The organism is Streptomyces sp. NPDC057617 (assembly GCF_042800555.1).
GTDB lineage: Bacteria > Actinomycetota > Actinomycetes > Streptomycetales > Streptomycetaceae > Streptomyces.
This window is the reverse complement of record NZ_JBHVGV010000010.1, coordinates 43,733-55,966: the sequence shown is the minus strand read 5'-3', so window position 1 is coordinate 55,966 and position 12,234 is coordinate 43,733. Positions and strand designations below refer to the sequence as shown.

At 70.8% G+C, this 12,234-nt stretch carries 10 protein-coding genes, 1 tRNA gene and 1 pseudogene; 9 read left to right on the top strand and 3 right to left on the bottom strand.

Annotation, left to right across the window (positions count from 1 at the left end):
• From ACFU9P_RS24310 to ACFU9P_RS24275, 8 genes are all read left to right on the top strand, one after another.
• The gene (locus ACFU9P_RS24310; RefSeq protein WP_384084345.1) at positions 1 to 858 is read left to right on the top strand and encodes an amidohydrolase family protein; all 858 of its coding nucleotides are present in this window, start codon (positions 1 to 3) and stop codon (positions 856 to 858) included.
• A 66-nt stretch (positions 859 to 924) separates the two neighbouring features.
• Complete coding sequence (locus ACFU9P_RS24305; protein WP_376377558.1) at positions 925 to 1,455, top strand: MSMEG_0572/Sll0783 family nitrogen starvation response protein; 531 nt, start codon at positions 925 to 927, stop codon at positions 1,453 to 1,455.
• A 10-nt stretch (positions 1,456 to 1,465) separates the two neighbouring features.
• Positions 1,466 to 2,659 carry an MSMEG_0568 family radical SAM protein gene (locus tag ACFU9P_RS24300; RefSeq protein WP_384084341.1) on the top strand — a complete coding sequence of 398 codons (1,194 nt, stop codon included), beginning with the start codon at positions 1,466 to 1,468 and terminating at the stop codon, positions 2,657 to 2,659.
• Complete coding sequence (locus tag ACFU9P_RS24295) at positions 2,629 to 4,299, top strand: MSMEG_0567/sll0787 family protein (RefSeq protein ID WP_384084338.1); 1,671 nt, start codon at positions 2,629 to 2,631, stop codon at positions 4,297 to 4,299. Before ACFU9P_RS24300 ends, ACFU9P_RS24295 begins: the two co-directional genes overlap by 31 nt.
• Positions 4,296 to 5,147: a carbon-nitrogen hydrolase family protein gene (locus ACFU9P_RS24290; protein ID WP_384084334.1), complete on the top strand. Its 852-nt coding sequence runs from the start codon at positions 4,296 to 4,298 to the stop codon at positions 5,145 to 5,147. The genes ACFU9P_RS24295 and ACFU9P_RS24290 overlap by 4 nt, the downstream gene beginning before the upstream one ends.
• 155 nt (positions 5,148 to 5,302) lie before the next feature.
• Positions 5,303 to 6,367, top strand: a complete 1,065-nt coding sequence (locus tag ACFU9P_RS24285; RefSeq protein ID WP_384084330.1) for a carbon-nitrogen hydrolase family protein — start codon at positions 5,303 to 5,305, stop codon at positions 6,365 to 6,367.
• Positions 6,364 to 7,443 (top strand): MSMEG_0565 family glycosyltransferase, encoded by a 1,080-nt coding sequence (locus tag ACFU9P_RS24280; RefSeq protein WP_384084327.1) that lies wholly within the window; start codon positions 6,364 to 6,366, stop codon positions 7,441 to 7,443. The genes ACFU9P_RS24285 and ACFU9P_RS24280 overlap by 4 nt, the downstream gene beginning before the upstream one ends.
• Before the next feature lie 51 nt (positions 7,444 to 7,494).
• Positions 7,495 to 7,567, top strand: a tRNA-Arg gene (locus tag ACFU9P_RS24275).
• A gap of 163 nt (positions 7,568 to 7,730) precedes the next feature.
• On the opposite strand, the gene ACFU9P_RS24270 is transcribed toward ACFU9P_RS24275, so the two are convergent.
• The gene (locus ACFU9P_RS24270; RefSeq protein WP_384084324.1) at positions 7,731 to 8,966 is read right to left on the bottom strand and encodes a lanthionine synthetase C family protein; all 1,236 of its coding nucleotides are present in this window, start codon (positions 8,964 to 8,966) and stop codon (positions 7,731 to 7,733) included.
• Positions 8,963 to 10,338 (bottom strand): annotated as a pseudogene (locus ACFU9P_RS24265) (thiopeptide-type bacteriocin biosynthesis protein); the annotation flags it as partial. The gene ACFU9P_RS24270 and the pseudogene ACFU9P_RS24265, both read right to left, overlap by 4 nt.
• Before the next feature lie 78 nt (positions 10,339 to 10,416).
• Here ACFU9P_RS24265 and ACFU9P_RS24260 point away from each other — a divergent pair.
• Positions 10,417 to 10,782, top strand: a complete 366-nt coding sequence (locus ACFU9P_RS24260; protein ID WP_384084321.1) for a hypothetical protein — start codon at positions 10,417 to 10,419, stop codon at positions 10,780 to 10,782.
• 93 nt (positions 10,783 to 10,875) lie between these two features.
• Here the strand turns inward: ACFU9P_RS24260 and ACFU9P_RS24255 are convergent, their stop codons facing one another.
• Positions 10,876 to 12,018 carry a hypothetical protein gene (locus ACFU9P_RS24255; RefSeq protein WP_384084318.1) on the bottom strand — a complete coding sequence of 381 codons (1,143 nt, stop codon included), beginning with the start codon at positions 12,016 to 12,018 and terminating at the stop codon, positions 10,876 to 10,878.
• Positions 12,019 to 12,234: the final 216 nt, after the last annotated feature.

Here is a 12,234-nt window from a genome sequence, read left to right as displayed (position 1 = left end):
ATGGTCTTCGCCCCACCCCGTCAGGGAGTCCACGGCCGTAAGGGGGTCCACGACGCCCACCGCCATATCGGCGTCCTGCCCGCGTACCCCTTCTACGGCGGTCCGCCCGTCAACCCCGACACCACCGCCCGCGCCACCGTCAAGCGGTTCCTCGCGGACCTCGACGCCGAGGGCACCGAACGCGCCCTGGTGATCCCCAACTACGGCGTGCCGGACCCCGCCGTCGCGTTCCTCTTCAACGAGCTGGCGATCGAGGCGGCCCAGCGCGACGACCGCGTACGCGCCGGGCTGTGGGTCTCCCCGCGCCCGGAGGACACCGACCGCACGGGGCTGGCCCTCGCCCTGGCGGGGGAGGACGGCGTACGGGCCCTCAAACTCAGCTTTCTGCTCGGCGGACGCCCCACCGACCCGGCCTGCCGCCCGCAACTGGACCGTGTCTTCGCGACGGCGGAACGGCATGGCCTGGTCGTCCACGTCCACACGTCCCCGGGTGCCGCCTCCGACATCGACGAGGTCGGCCACCTGGTGGACTGGTACGCCGACCGGGTCCCCGTCCACCTGGTGCACTTCGGCGGCGGGATGAGCGGCCACATCAAGCTCGCGGGCTCGCGGTTCTTCGACTGGATCGAGTCCGGCAAGCGCGTCTACACCGACCTCTCCTGGGCCATCGGCTTCACACCGCGGTGGCTGGCCCAGGAGATCGAGCGCCGCGGCATCGGCCACGACCGGGTGCTCTTCGCCAGCGACCAGCCGTGGGGCGACTTCACCGGGGAGTACGCCCGGCTCGCCGAGGCGACCGGCGGGGGCGAACTCGGCCGGCTCGTCTTCCGGGACACCTTCGCGGCGCTCTACGACTGACCGGCCCCCGGCCCGTCATTCCCGTACCAGCCGACCCGTCAATTCCATACCAGCCAAGGAGACAGCATGTCCGAGACCGCCCCCACCGCCGAGCTGAGCGACGTCGAGCAGAAGTCCCTCGCCGAGATCCCGCACCCCTCGCTCCCCGAGGGCTCCAGCATCTACGGGTCCACCAAGGTCTTCCCCGACTACCGGGCCGAGGACGGCGAGACCTATTTCACCCTCGTCCACGGCATCGCCCACGAGTCCTCGGTGTCCTTCGTCGCCGTGCTCCAGGCCACCCGCGCCCTGCGCAAGGGCTTCGAGGCGGCCATCTACTTCTACGGCCCCGGTTCGCTCAACTGTCTTGCCACGCGCGGCTTCCCGACCGTCGGCAACTCCGCCTTCCCCGGCGAGCACAACATCAACAACCAGCTCAAGACGTTCATCGCCGAGGGCGGCAAGGTCTACTGCTGCCGCTTCGGCCTCTCCCTGCACGGCGCCCGCGAGGAGGACCTGATCGAGGGCGTCATCCCCACCCACCCCCTCGACGTCCAGGACGCGATCATCCACTACGCCCGCAAGGGCGCCATCATCAACTCCACCTACCAGCTCTGAGAGGTACGTCGTGAGCGTTGGCACCGGTACGACGAGTACCGCGACGAGCAGGGCGGGGACCGGCACGTCGGGGGCGGACACGGCGGGGCCGGGCACCGCGGCGGCGGACACCGCGCGGACGAGCACCGCGGTGGATGTGCGGATCATGACCCGCGCCGAACTCGCCCTGCACGGCATCCGCCAGGACGTCGAGGTCGAACGGCCGGACGGCGCGGGCCCCAGCGACGACGGTCATGTCCTCGTCGACGGTGCCAACGCCGCGCTGCCCCGCAACCCCGCCAGCCCCTACACGGTCCGCGAGGGCAGGGTCTGGCTCGACGACGGGGCCGGGCCCCTCACCGACACGGGTCTCTCACTCACCCCCGTACGACGGCCGAGGTTCTACGACCTGACGACGGCCGACGGCATCCGGTACGAGGAGATCGCCCGGCTGCACGGTTCCGATGTGCTCGCCACGACCGTCGTACAGACCTGCGTCCGCTACGCCGAGTCCGACCGCTGCCGGTTCTGCACCATCGAGGAGTCCCTGCGCTCCGGTGCGACGGTCGCCGCCAAGACCCCGGCGCAGCTCGCCGAGGTGGCCGAGGCGGCGGTACGGCTCGACGGCGTCCGGCAGATGGTCATGACCACCGGCACCACCGCGGGTCCCGACCGGGGCGCCCGCACTCTCGTACGGTCGGTCCGCGCGGTGCTCCAGGCGGTGCCCGGCCTGCCCGTCCAGGTGCAGTGCGAACCGCCCGGCGACCTGGCGTGGATCCGCGCACTGCGCGACGCGGGGACGACGGCGATCGGCATCCATGTGGAGTCCCTCGACGACGAGGTGCGCCGCCGCTGGATGCCCGGCAAGTCGACCGTGCCGATGGCCGAGTACGAGGCCGCGTGGGACGAGGCGGCGCGGGTCTTCGGGCCCAACCGTGTCTCCACGTATCTGCTCGTCGGCCTCGGCGAGGACCCGGACGAGCTGATCGCGGGCGCGGGAAGGCTGATCGACCGGGGTGTCTATCCGTTCGTCGTCCCGTTCCGTCCGATGCGCGGCACGCTCGCGGCCCGCGACGGGATCGGGGCGCCGAGCGCGGAGGTGCTGCGGTACGTCACCGAGGGCGTCGCGGTGAAGCTGCGCGCGGCCGGGATGAGCGGCGCGGACCAGCGGGCGGGCTGCGCTGCCTGCGGGGCGTGCAGCGTGCTGAAGACGGCCGGCGGGTGACGGCCGTGTACCTCGACGGATCCGCCGCACCGCGCACGGCCGCCATCCCGGCCGACGTCACGGCCGACCTCCCGGTCGACATCCTGGCGCTGCTCGGCGACCGCAGCACCCTGGCGCGGCAGCCCGCCTTCCGTATCGAAGAGGCCCGCTCCACGGGCGAGTTGTCCGACTACCGCCGGCTGCGCCGGGACACCTTCGTCCACGAGCAGGGTCTCTTCGCCGGCCATGACCTGGACGACCGGGACGCCGACTCCCGTACCGTCGTGCTGGTCGCCAAGGACCACGACGGCACGGTGGTGGGCGGCGTACGACTCGGACCGGTCGGCGACGGTCCGGACATCGGGTGGTGGCAGGGCAGCCGCCTTGTCGTGGCCCGCCGGGCACGCGGGCCGCACGGTATCGGCGCGGCGCTGGTCCGCGCGGCCTGCGCCCGTGCGGAGGCCGCGGGCGTCCTGCGGTTCGACGCGACCGTCCAGACCCGCAACGAGGCGCTCTTCCAGCGGCTCGGCTGGCGGTCCGTACGCCCGATCACGGTCGCGGGGGCGCCGCACACGCTGATGCGCTGGCCGATCGGGCGGATCGCGGCACAGGCGGCGGCCACGAAGTCCGCGCTGGGACTGCTCCTCGCGGCGTTCCAGGGCGGGGCGGGTGGTACGGGTGGGGTACGGGCACTCGCGAGCGGTGCAGGCGGTGCGGGCGAGGTGCCCGCGGGCGGTGCGGGAGGCCTCCGCAGGGGAGCGGCAGGGCGGCGCGGCCGGGAAGCGGTCGGCGGAGCCTCGCGCGGGGACGCTTGGGCCGCGGACACGCGGGCCGCCCTCGGCGGCGCCGGATTCGTCGGCGACGACGGCGCGGTCGTCCCCGGTACGGACGTGATCGCCGCGTGCGACGCGATCGTGCCGTCCATGGTCGAACGGGATCCCGAGTGGGCGGGCTGGTGCTCGGTCCTCGTCAATGTCAACGATCTCGCGGCGATGGGCGCTTCACCGGTCGGGCTGCTCGACGCCGTGGGCGCAAAGGACGCCGCGCACGCCGCCCGGATCCTCGCCGGACTCCGGCGGGCCGCGGAGGCGTACGGCGTGCCGGTCCTCGGCGGCCACACCCAGCTCGGCGTACCGGCCGCCCTGTCCGTGACCGCGCTCGGCCGCACGGACCGTCCGGTGCCCGGCGGCGGCGGACGGTCCGGGCACGCCGTACGGCTGACCGCGGACCTCGGCGGCGGCTGGCGCGAGGGCTACCGGGGCCGCCAGTGGGACTCGTCCACCCATCGCCGTACGGACGAACTCCGCGCGATGACCGGGGCGGTGGCCGCCGCCAGGCCCGCCGCGGCGAAGGACGTGTCGATGGCCGGGATCGCCGGGACCCTCGGCATGCTCGCCGAGGCGAGCGGCTGCGGCGCCGTCCTCGACATGGCCGCCGTACCCCGCCCGCCGGCCGCGGCCATGGGCGACTGGCTCACCTGCTTCCCCGGCTTCGCGATGCTCACCACGGACGGACCGGGCGCCGTACCGCTGCCCGCCGGGCCCGCCACGGGCGCCGTGTGCGGGGAGCTGACCACGGGACAAGGCGTCGGGCTGCGCTGGCCGGACGGAGAGATCACAGACGCGGTCGCCGGCCCGGTGACCGGAATGGGGACCGCATGAGCACGCTGCGTATGGCGGCCGTCGCCGCCGGGTTCGGCCGCGACCTCGAAGAGGACTTCGCCGTCGCCGAACGGCTGATCAAGGAGGCCAGGGCCGAGGGCGTACGGCTGCTCGCCCTGCCGGAGGCCTGTCTGGGCGGCTATCTGCTCAGCCTCGACAACGACACCGCGCTGGACGCGGGCCCGCCGCCGCTCGCGCCCGACGGCCCCGAGATCCGCAGACTGGCCGCGCTGGCGGGCGAGTTGACCGTGGTGGCCGGCTACTGCGAGGCGGGTACGGACGGACGGCGCTACAACAGCGTGGTCTGCGTCAACGGCGACGGGGTGCTGGGCAATCACCGCAAGGTCCACCAGCCGCTGGGCGAGGACGCCAGCTACGCGTCCGGCGACCGCTTCCACGCCTTCGACACACCGGTCGGCCGGATCGGCATGCTGATCTGCTACGACAAGGCCTTCCCCGAGTCCGCCCGCGCGCTGGCCCTGGACGGCGCCGAGATCGGCGTGGTCGTCTCCGCCTGGCCGGGCTCGCGCACGAACGCCGCCCCCGATCTGGTCAACGACCGCTGGAAGCGCCGCTTCGATCTTTTCGACCGGGCCCGCGCCCTGGAGAACCAGATCGTATGGGTGTCCGCGAACCAGACCGGTACCTTCGGGTCGCTACGCTTCGTCGGCAGCGCCAAGGTCGTCGACCCGGGCGGCGACATCCTCGCCGACACCGGTGTCGAACCCGGCCTGGCGATCGCCGAACTCGACGTCGCCCAGGCCCTGGAGACCGCGCGCCGCGCCATGGGCCACCTGCGGGACCGGCGCCCGGAGACGTACACGTACGCAGGAGCGGTGAACGGCTGATGAGCACAGTCGCACGAGCGGTCAACGACCGACGAGCACAGTCACAGGAGCGGTGAACGACCGATGACCACAGGAGTGAACCCGACGCAGGGAGCGCAGTGGCCGGCCGAGGTACGAGGCCGTCCGCGGAGCGAGCGAGGAGCGGTGAACGACCGATGAGCGCAGTCCGGATCGCGGCCGCCGCCGCCCACTTCGGCCGTGACCTGGAGTTCGACCTCGCCCGCATCGGCAAACTCATCGAGGACGCGCGCCGCTCGGACGCCGGGCTGCTCGTCCTGCCCGACGCCGCGCTCGGGGGCTATCTGGCCGATCTGCGCCACCCCGACCCCGAGGCACTCCCCCCGGCTCTGAAGCCGGACGACCCGCTGATCCTCCGGGTGGCCAGGCTCGCCGCCGAGATGGTCGTATGCGTGGGCTACTGCGAGGACGGCGGCGACGAGCGCTACAACGCCGCCGTGTGCGTCAGCGGCGACGGCGTCCTCGGCCACCACCGCAAGGTGCACCTGCCGGCCGGGGAGGTCGCGGCCTACGCGCCGGGCGACCGCTTCGCCGCCTTCGACACCCCGGTGGGCCGGATCGGCATGCTGATCGACTACGACAAGACGTTCCCCGAGTCCGCGCGCTCCCTGGCCCTGGACGGCGCCGAGATCCTCGCCTGTCTCTCCGCGTGGCCCACCAGCATCACCAACCGTGCCCCGCGCATGGCCCAGGACCGGCAGGCCAAGCTCTTCGACCTGTACGACCAGGCGCGCGCCGCCGAGAACCAGGTCGTCCTCGCCTCCTCCAACCAGACCGGCGCCATGGGCGGCATGCGGTTCCTCGGCCAGTCCAAGGTCGTCGGGCCGGGCGGCGACATCCTCGCCCGGACGTGGGCCAAGGCGGGCCTGGCCGTCGCCGAGGTCGACGTCGCGGCCGAGATCGACCGCGCCCGTCGCGTCCTGCGCCACCTGGACGAACGCCGCCCCGACGCGTACCGCGGGCTGAGAACGGCGGGCGGCGCCCAGGAACCGTACGGGCGCGGGCACCGCAGAGCTGGTACGGAGAGGACCGGCGGGGAAAACAGCGCCCACGAGAGCACCGGTACGGCGAGCACGAACGCGGAGAGCACCGGTACGGAGAGCACCGCCCGGGAACCGTACGCACCGGGGCCTCGCTCCTCCCCCGAGCACGTGCCACCCGCCGAGCGGCGCCCCTCCCCCACCCGTGGGGCTCCCTCATGAAGATTGCCCTGGTGAGCTACTCCACCAAGCCGCGCGGCGGTGTCGTGCACACGCTCGCGCTCGCGGAGGCGCTGGCCGCGGCGGGGGAGGACGTCACCGTCTGGTCGCTGGGCCGGGGCGGCGACTCCGGCTTCTTCCGCGCGGTCGCCCCTGACGTACGCGTACGGATCGTGCCGTTCCGGGAAGGGCCGGCGGCCGAGACCGTCGGCGAGCGCATCCTGCGCTCCATCGCCACCTTGCGCGACGCCTTCGACCCGTCCCCGTACGACGTCGTCCACGCCCAGGACTGCATCAGCGCCAACGCGGTGGGCCGCTGCGTCCGTACCGTCCACCACCTCGACCACTTCACCACGCCCGAACTCGCCGCCTGCCACGAACGGGCCATCGTCGAGCCGTACGCCCATATCTGCGTGTCCCGGTCTGTCGCGGACGAACTCGCCGAGGGCTGGGGCCTGGCGGCGGAGGTCATCCCCAACGGCGTGGACCACCACCGCTTCGCCACCACCGACCCGGCGGCCCGCGACGCCTGGCGCGCCCGCCTGGGCCGCTATGTGCTCACGGTCGGCGGAATCGAGCCCCGCAAGGGCTCCCTGGACCTCCTGGAGGCGTACGCACTCCTGCGCGCCGAGCATCCCGACGTACGGCTGGTGATCGCGGGAGGCGAGACCCTCTTCGACTACCGCGACTACCGCTCCCGCTGGGAGACCCGCGCCGCCGAACTGGGCGTCGAGCCACTCGTACTGGGCCAGGTCCCCGACCCCGACCTCCCCCCGCTCGTCGCCGCCGCGGCCGCCTTCGCGTTCCCGTCCGCCAAGGAGGGCTTCGGCCTGGCGGCGATGGAAGCCCTGGCCGCCGGAGTCCCCCTGGTCGTCCGCGACCTCCCGGTCCTGCGGGAGGTCTTCACCCCCGCGGCCCGCTTCGCCACCACCCCCCACTCCCTGGCCACCGAACTCGCCACAGCCCTCACGACCGACGCCCCCGCCCGCCGCGCAGCAGGCCAAGAACTCGCCGCCCACCACACCTGGCACACGGCGGCCCAGCACCACCTGACCTTCTACCACTCCCTACAGCGGTAAGCGCTCCACGCGCCACATCCGCTACTCTGTGAGAGGCCAATCCAGGTCCTCGCCTTCGTAGCTCAGGGGATAGAGCACCGCTCTCCTAAAGCGGGTGTCGCAGGTTCGAATCCTGCCGGGGGCACAACGCATTAGCGCTCTGAACTGGGTTTTCTCCCCCAGGGAAGGGTTCTACTCGGCCTCGGACTCCTCGTCCGGGGCCGTTTGCGTGAGCGGACGGAGAGTTGATCTCTGATGTTGTGCTGCTGCCAGCGGTCGGGAGGCATAGAGGTCCTTCGGTCGGTGCATCAAGCGATGAGGAGGCATGCATCCCAGGCGGACTGGGGTGATGCGGCGGTGCTGGGCGCAAGGAGGGCCAGGGCTATGCCGACGGCGCTGTCGAGTGGGCCGGGGCCGACTTTCTCGTCCTGGATGAGCGCTGTGGCCATGAGTTCGGGGTCGGTGCCCGGAGGGGTGGCAGCAGCCAGGAGGGCCGGGAGCGCGGCGCGGAGTCTTCCCACGGTCGAGGGGTGACCGTCATCGGCCGTACGCGCGGCAGCGTGGGCGAGGCCGGCGAACCCATGGCAGAGGCCGTTGTCCGTCGTGGCCTTCAGCTGCTCGGGATCGGTGAGAGCGGCCACGAGCGCGTTCTCCGCGTCCATCTGGCGGCTGGCATCGCCGAGGGCGAGCGCCGCGAGTTGCTGGGTGCGGGCGAGGCCGGCGGTGCCGTAGCACCAGGATGGCCGCCTGGGGACTGACGGGACGAGAAGCCCCCTGCTCAGCTCGCCCTGAGTGACCCAGTACGGCCAGACCGGTCCGCCGTCGGCCTTCTCCTTCCAGCGGTCCAGCCAGGCCAGGATGGTGCGCAGCGCTGCGTGGTGCCCGTCGGTGAGGAAGCCGTTCCGAGCGGCGAGGGCCAGGAGCGCGAGCACGCCGCCGATGCCGTGCGCCATACCGGTGTTGGCGTGCCCTCCAGGGAACCGGTCGTCCGGGCTGCCCGAGGGCCCGGTCTCCGCCCACCAGCCCGGCATGGTCTCGCCGTGGTGGGTGATCGGTTCGGTGAGGCGCACGCAGTAGTCGAGAACGGCGCGCATCGTGGAGCTGCTGAGGTCTCGGCGCAGTAGGTAGGCGCCGTATCCGGTGAGGCCCCGGATGGCGTCGAACTCGGCGAGCTGAGGCAGGCGTCCGACGTCGACTGCGATCTGTCCGTCCATCGCGTCGAGGGCGCGCTGGTAGGAGCCGGGAAGGTGGTCGGCGGCGCAGCTCAGGGCGTGGGCGAAGGCGGGCACTCCGTAGAACGGGTGGCTGTCCGAGCCGCTGGTAAGCGGCTGCCGGGAGGCGGCGGTGAGCCAGTCGTGGGCGCGGTGCCACGGGCCGCGGCCGTTAGCGGCCAGCTCGATGTGCAGAAGCTCGATTCCGGGCGGGCCGTAAGCAAGATGCTGCCGGTCCGAGGACAGCAGCCTGGAGCCGAGGGGCACGTTGTCGGGGTCGGCGAGCCGGGTGGCGATGGCGTGGACCAGGCCGAGCGTGGGGTGAGCGGTCACGAGGCCCTCCCACGGGTGCGGGCGGTCCAGGCCAAGGCGGCGGCGCGCGGCAGGTAGAGGCACACCTCTTCCTCCGGGAAGTTCACTGCGACGTGGCGCACGAAGTGGACGTGCAGCAGGGAGGTCAGGACATCGTCGACGGCGATGCCTTGGGTGTCCGGGCCAGGCAGGTGCGGCCGATACCTGGCGAGCGCCGTATCCCGGTCAGCCCATCCCGACACGATGCCGTCCCGCGCGGGACATGGCGCAGCGCCGCCCAGTCGTCGTACGGGTCGGCGAGCCGTACGGCGTCGATGAACTGCGGGCGCGGAACGAGAGCGGGGGCTTTCGGAGGGATGTGGTCGATCAGCCACTGCATCCCGGCTGCGGTGCCGCCGAGGAACCCGGAGGCGATAGCGACGGTGTGCGCCACCACCAGCGTGCGCGGTCCAGGGTGCTGAGGATGAGTGAGCTGGGCCAGGACGGCGCGCGAGTCCGCCCGGAAGACCTCCTCAGCCGCCTCCCATGCGGCGCCGGAGCCCCAGCGGCCCATCTCCCAGTAGGAGGTGGGATAGCGCAGATCGGCCAGCAGGCCGATGCTTCGTAGCTCGTCGGCCCAGGCGCTCACCGTTCGGGCCGTGTCGGCGAAAACTTCCGGGTCGGGGAGGGCGATGCGTACGCGAAGGTGCTGGTCCGGGTCGCGGTAGCGGATGAACCACCACGGCGGGTTGCCGAGTTGTTCGAGGAGGCCGGGCAAATGCCGGGAGAGTAAGGCACCTTGGCGGCGGGGATCGCCGTACAGGGCGGCCAAAAGAACCGAGGACGCGGCAGGCGTCTGCATCTGGGCCGCAGACAGGGCACGGGCCCGGCTGGGGGTGGGCAGCGGCGGCCACGCCGGCGGTCGGGTTGCCTTGAGCGGAACTACGACCTCGTGGGCTCGCCCTCCGCACCAGCCGTACGCCTCTGGTTCCGGGGCCTCGACGAGCACGGCCAGGCGCGAACGGTCGAGGTGCTGGCGCAGGAGCGCACGGTGGCCGGCCTCGTCGAGGTCGAGGAAGAGACTTCGATCGTCCTCAACGAGATGGACGCGGCGCGGCAGCCTCCGCCGGGCACGCCAGTCGGCGAGCGCGGCGTCCCACTCGGCCCGAGGACTGGCATGGCCGGGCAGTTCGGACGCTTCCAGCCGCCAACGTGCTGAGGCCAGCACGGTCCGGCCGTACCGCAAACGTGGAAGGAACGGCATCGCTGCTGCGGCGCCCCAGTCGAAGACGGTGACCTGCGCGCACTGGGCGCGGGACAGTTCGGTGAGGAACCGCACCAGCGGCGGGGTGTGGGTGTGGCGGTTCAGCGCGTGCATCCCGATGGCCTCGACTCGATGTCCCCGCTCGGCGGCGATCCTGACGAGCCGTTGTCCCTCCTCCCGGCCTTTGAGACCGTCGGGTCCTCCCAGGCCGTGCACCACACGACCATCGTGAGTGGCGAATCCATCACCCCCGAGGAGATGAACTACGCCAAGAGCGTCATGAACAGAGCAGGTTCAGCTCCCAGAGGGACAACTCCGGAGTATGTCGCGCTGATCCTCAGGACAGCCGGAGCTGGCACCGCCGCTCCCACGCAGCGCCCGGTTGAAACCGACCAGGCCCCTCTGGCAGACCAAAAGCACGATGTGCGGCGCCTGCTTCGCCGCAAGGTTGGCCGCTACTCGATTGTGGCCAACAAGCCCCACGAATACATCCACGCTGAACTCAACAGGCACTTCGGCGATACTGCAAAGAATGCCACCTTGGAAACCCTGTTGAAGCGAATTACGCTTCTCGACCGGTGGCTGGAGGCGTAGAAATGAGCACATCTGACGGCAACGCAGTTCTGGTCAACTCTCTCAGCTCATCTCTACGTTCTACACTCAACGGACTCGACACCGCTCCTGGCCTCATCCGTCGAGTCTTGGAGGAGGCGTCATGGCGGCATTTTCAGGGTCAACATCTTCAAATGCCTTAGCGGCCCGCTGGAGGCGGCTGTAAAGCCTCGCCCGCCGCTCGCGTAGCTGGATTTCTGGGTCACCTTCGATCGCCTCGGAAATGAGTTGTTGAACAGCGCCATACGCCTCTGTGGCCGATTCCGGAGGAATGTTGTCGTCTGCGGACTCCAAGACAGTGAAGTGCCGCTGTGCCGTGGCCTTGAGGGCTGGAGGTACCTCCAGAATTTCTCCTGCCGGCGTCTTAATTTTGCCCTCGACTGCCACGCTGCGAATGTATTCGATCTGCTCCGACTTCTTGCTCTCCGCAGTGACAGCCTTTCGGAGTTCAGGCGCCTTTGCGATGGTACGAGCCATCGCCGCCTGGAGGTCGATGTCGTCCTTCAGGCGGTCCATGAGCGCCTTGTGGGCTGCATCCGCGGTCTTGTGGTCACCTAGGAACGCGGTGCGCATTGCCGCAGGATTCTTGGCAACCTTTACTGCTTCTGTGTAACTGGTTCCGGCCGCCTCTGCCTGCTGGGCGATGCTCTCCCGCCGGGGAGTCGACTGCTCGTACTTGGTGAAGTACTCAGCCCACTCGTCCGAGGCCGGAAGCTCGACAGCCTGGCCGGGACGCGGGGTCGCGGCGCTAGGGGCGAGGCCAGCCTCGGCCGCCCTTTCCCAAGCGCGGTAGAAGCGCACCACCCGTGCAGCGGTGGTTCCTGCAAGAAGAGCGAACTGGCGAGCAGAAACCTTCGGCTCGATCGATGGCCCGTCCCCATCTGAATGACTTGCGCGGTTGCGATCACTTCCTGGCGTGACGCTGCGGGCGACCATGAGCCTGAAGATCCAACCGCCTGAGCGAGCGTAGGAGCCGAACTCCCTGGCATCCAGTTCGACTGGACTGCTTAGATTGGGCGCGCCATCCAATTCCTTCAAGTAATTAACAGGGACGCCGATCTCGTTGGCAAGCAGGGCGAGAACTTCATCGTCATCTCTGATGACGCGGACGACCTCGTCGAGGCTTTTTCCGAGTCCAGCTGTCGGTGCGGTCGCCACAAAGGACTCGAAAGTCTCGTGCTCAACGAAATCCCCACGGGGCGTGGTGTGAGCTGGCATCCCTGCATGAACCCGACATCGTAACCGTACTTCAGAAACTCCAACAGGCGATCACTTCCTGCCTTGAAAGTGCAAGTGGAGGAACCGATCGCCCTACTCTTCGCGCGGTCGGCGAGATGTAGCTGGCACATCCAGTTGCACCGTGCGCTGGGTTCCGCTTCCACTTGGACGCGGAACCCGGCGCTGGCACCCCAGCTGCCTACTGGATGGGGCCCT

Bases quoted from the DNA above. Each gene is read 5' to 3' on its own strand.
- ACFU9P_RS24255 (WP_384084318.1), bottom strand. From the start codon at position 12,018: ATGCCAGCTCACACCACGCCCCGTGGGGATTTCGTTGAGCACGAGACT.
- ACFU9P_RS24280 (WP_384084327.1), top strand. From the start codon at position 6,364: ATGAAGATTGCCCTGGTGAGCTACTCCACCAAGCCGCGCGGCGGTGTC.
- ACFU9P_RS24285 (WP_384084330.1), top strand. From the start codon at position 5,303: ATGAGCGCAGTCCGGATCGCGGCCGCCGCCGCCCACTTCGGCCGTGAC.
- ACFU9P_RS24290 (WP_384084334.1), top strand. From the start codon at position 4,296: ATGAGCACGCTGCGTATGGCGGCCGTCGCCGCCGGGTTCGGCCGCGAC.
- ACFU9P_RS24305 (WP_376377558.1), top strand. From the start codon at position 925: ATGTCCGAGACCGCCCCCACCGCCGAGCTGAGCGACGTCGAGCAGAAG.
- ACFU9P_RS24310 (WP_384084345.1), top strand. From the start codon at position 1: ATGGTCTTCGCCCCACCCCGTCAGGGAGTCCACGGCCGTAAGGGGGTC.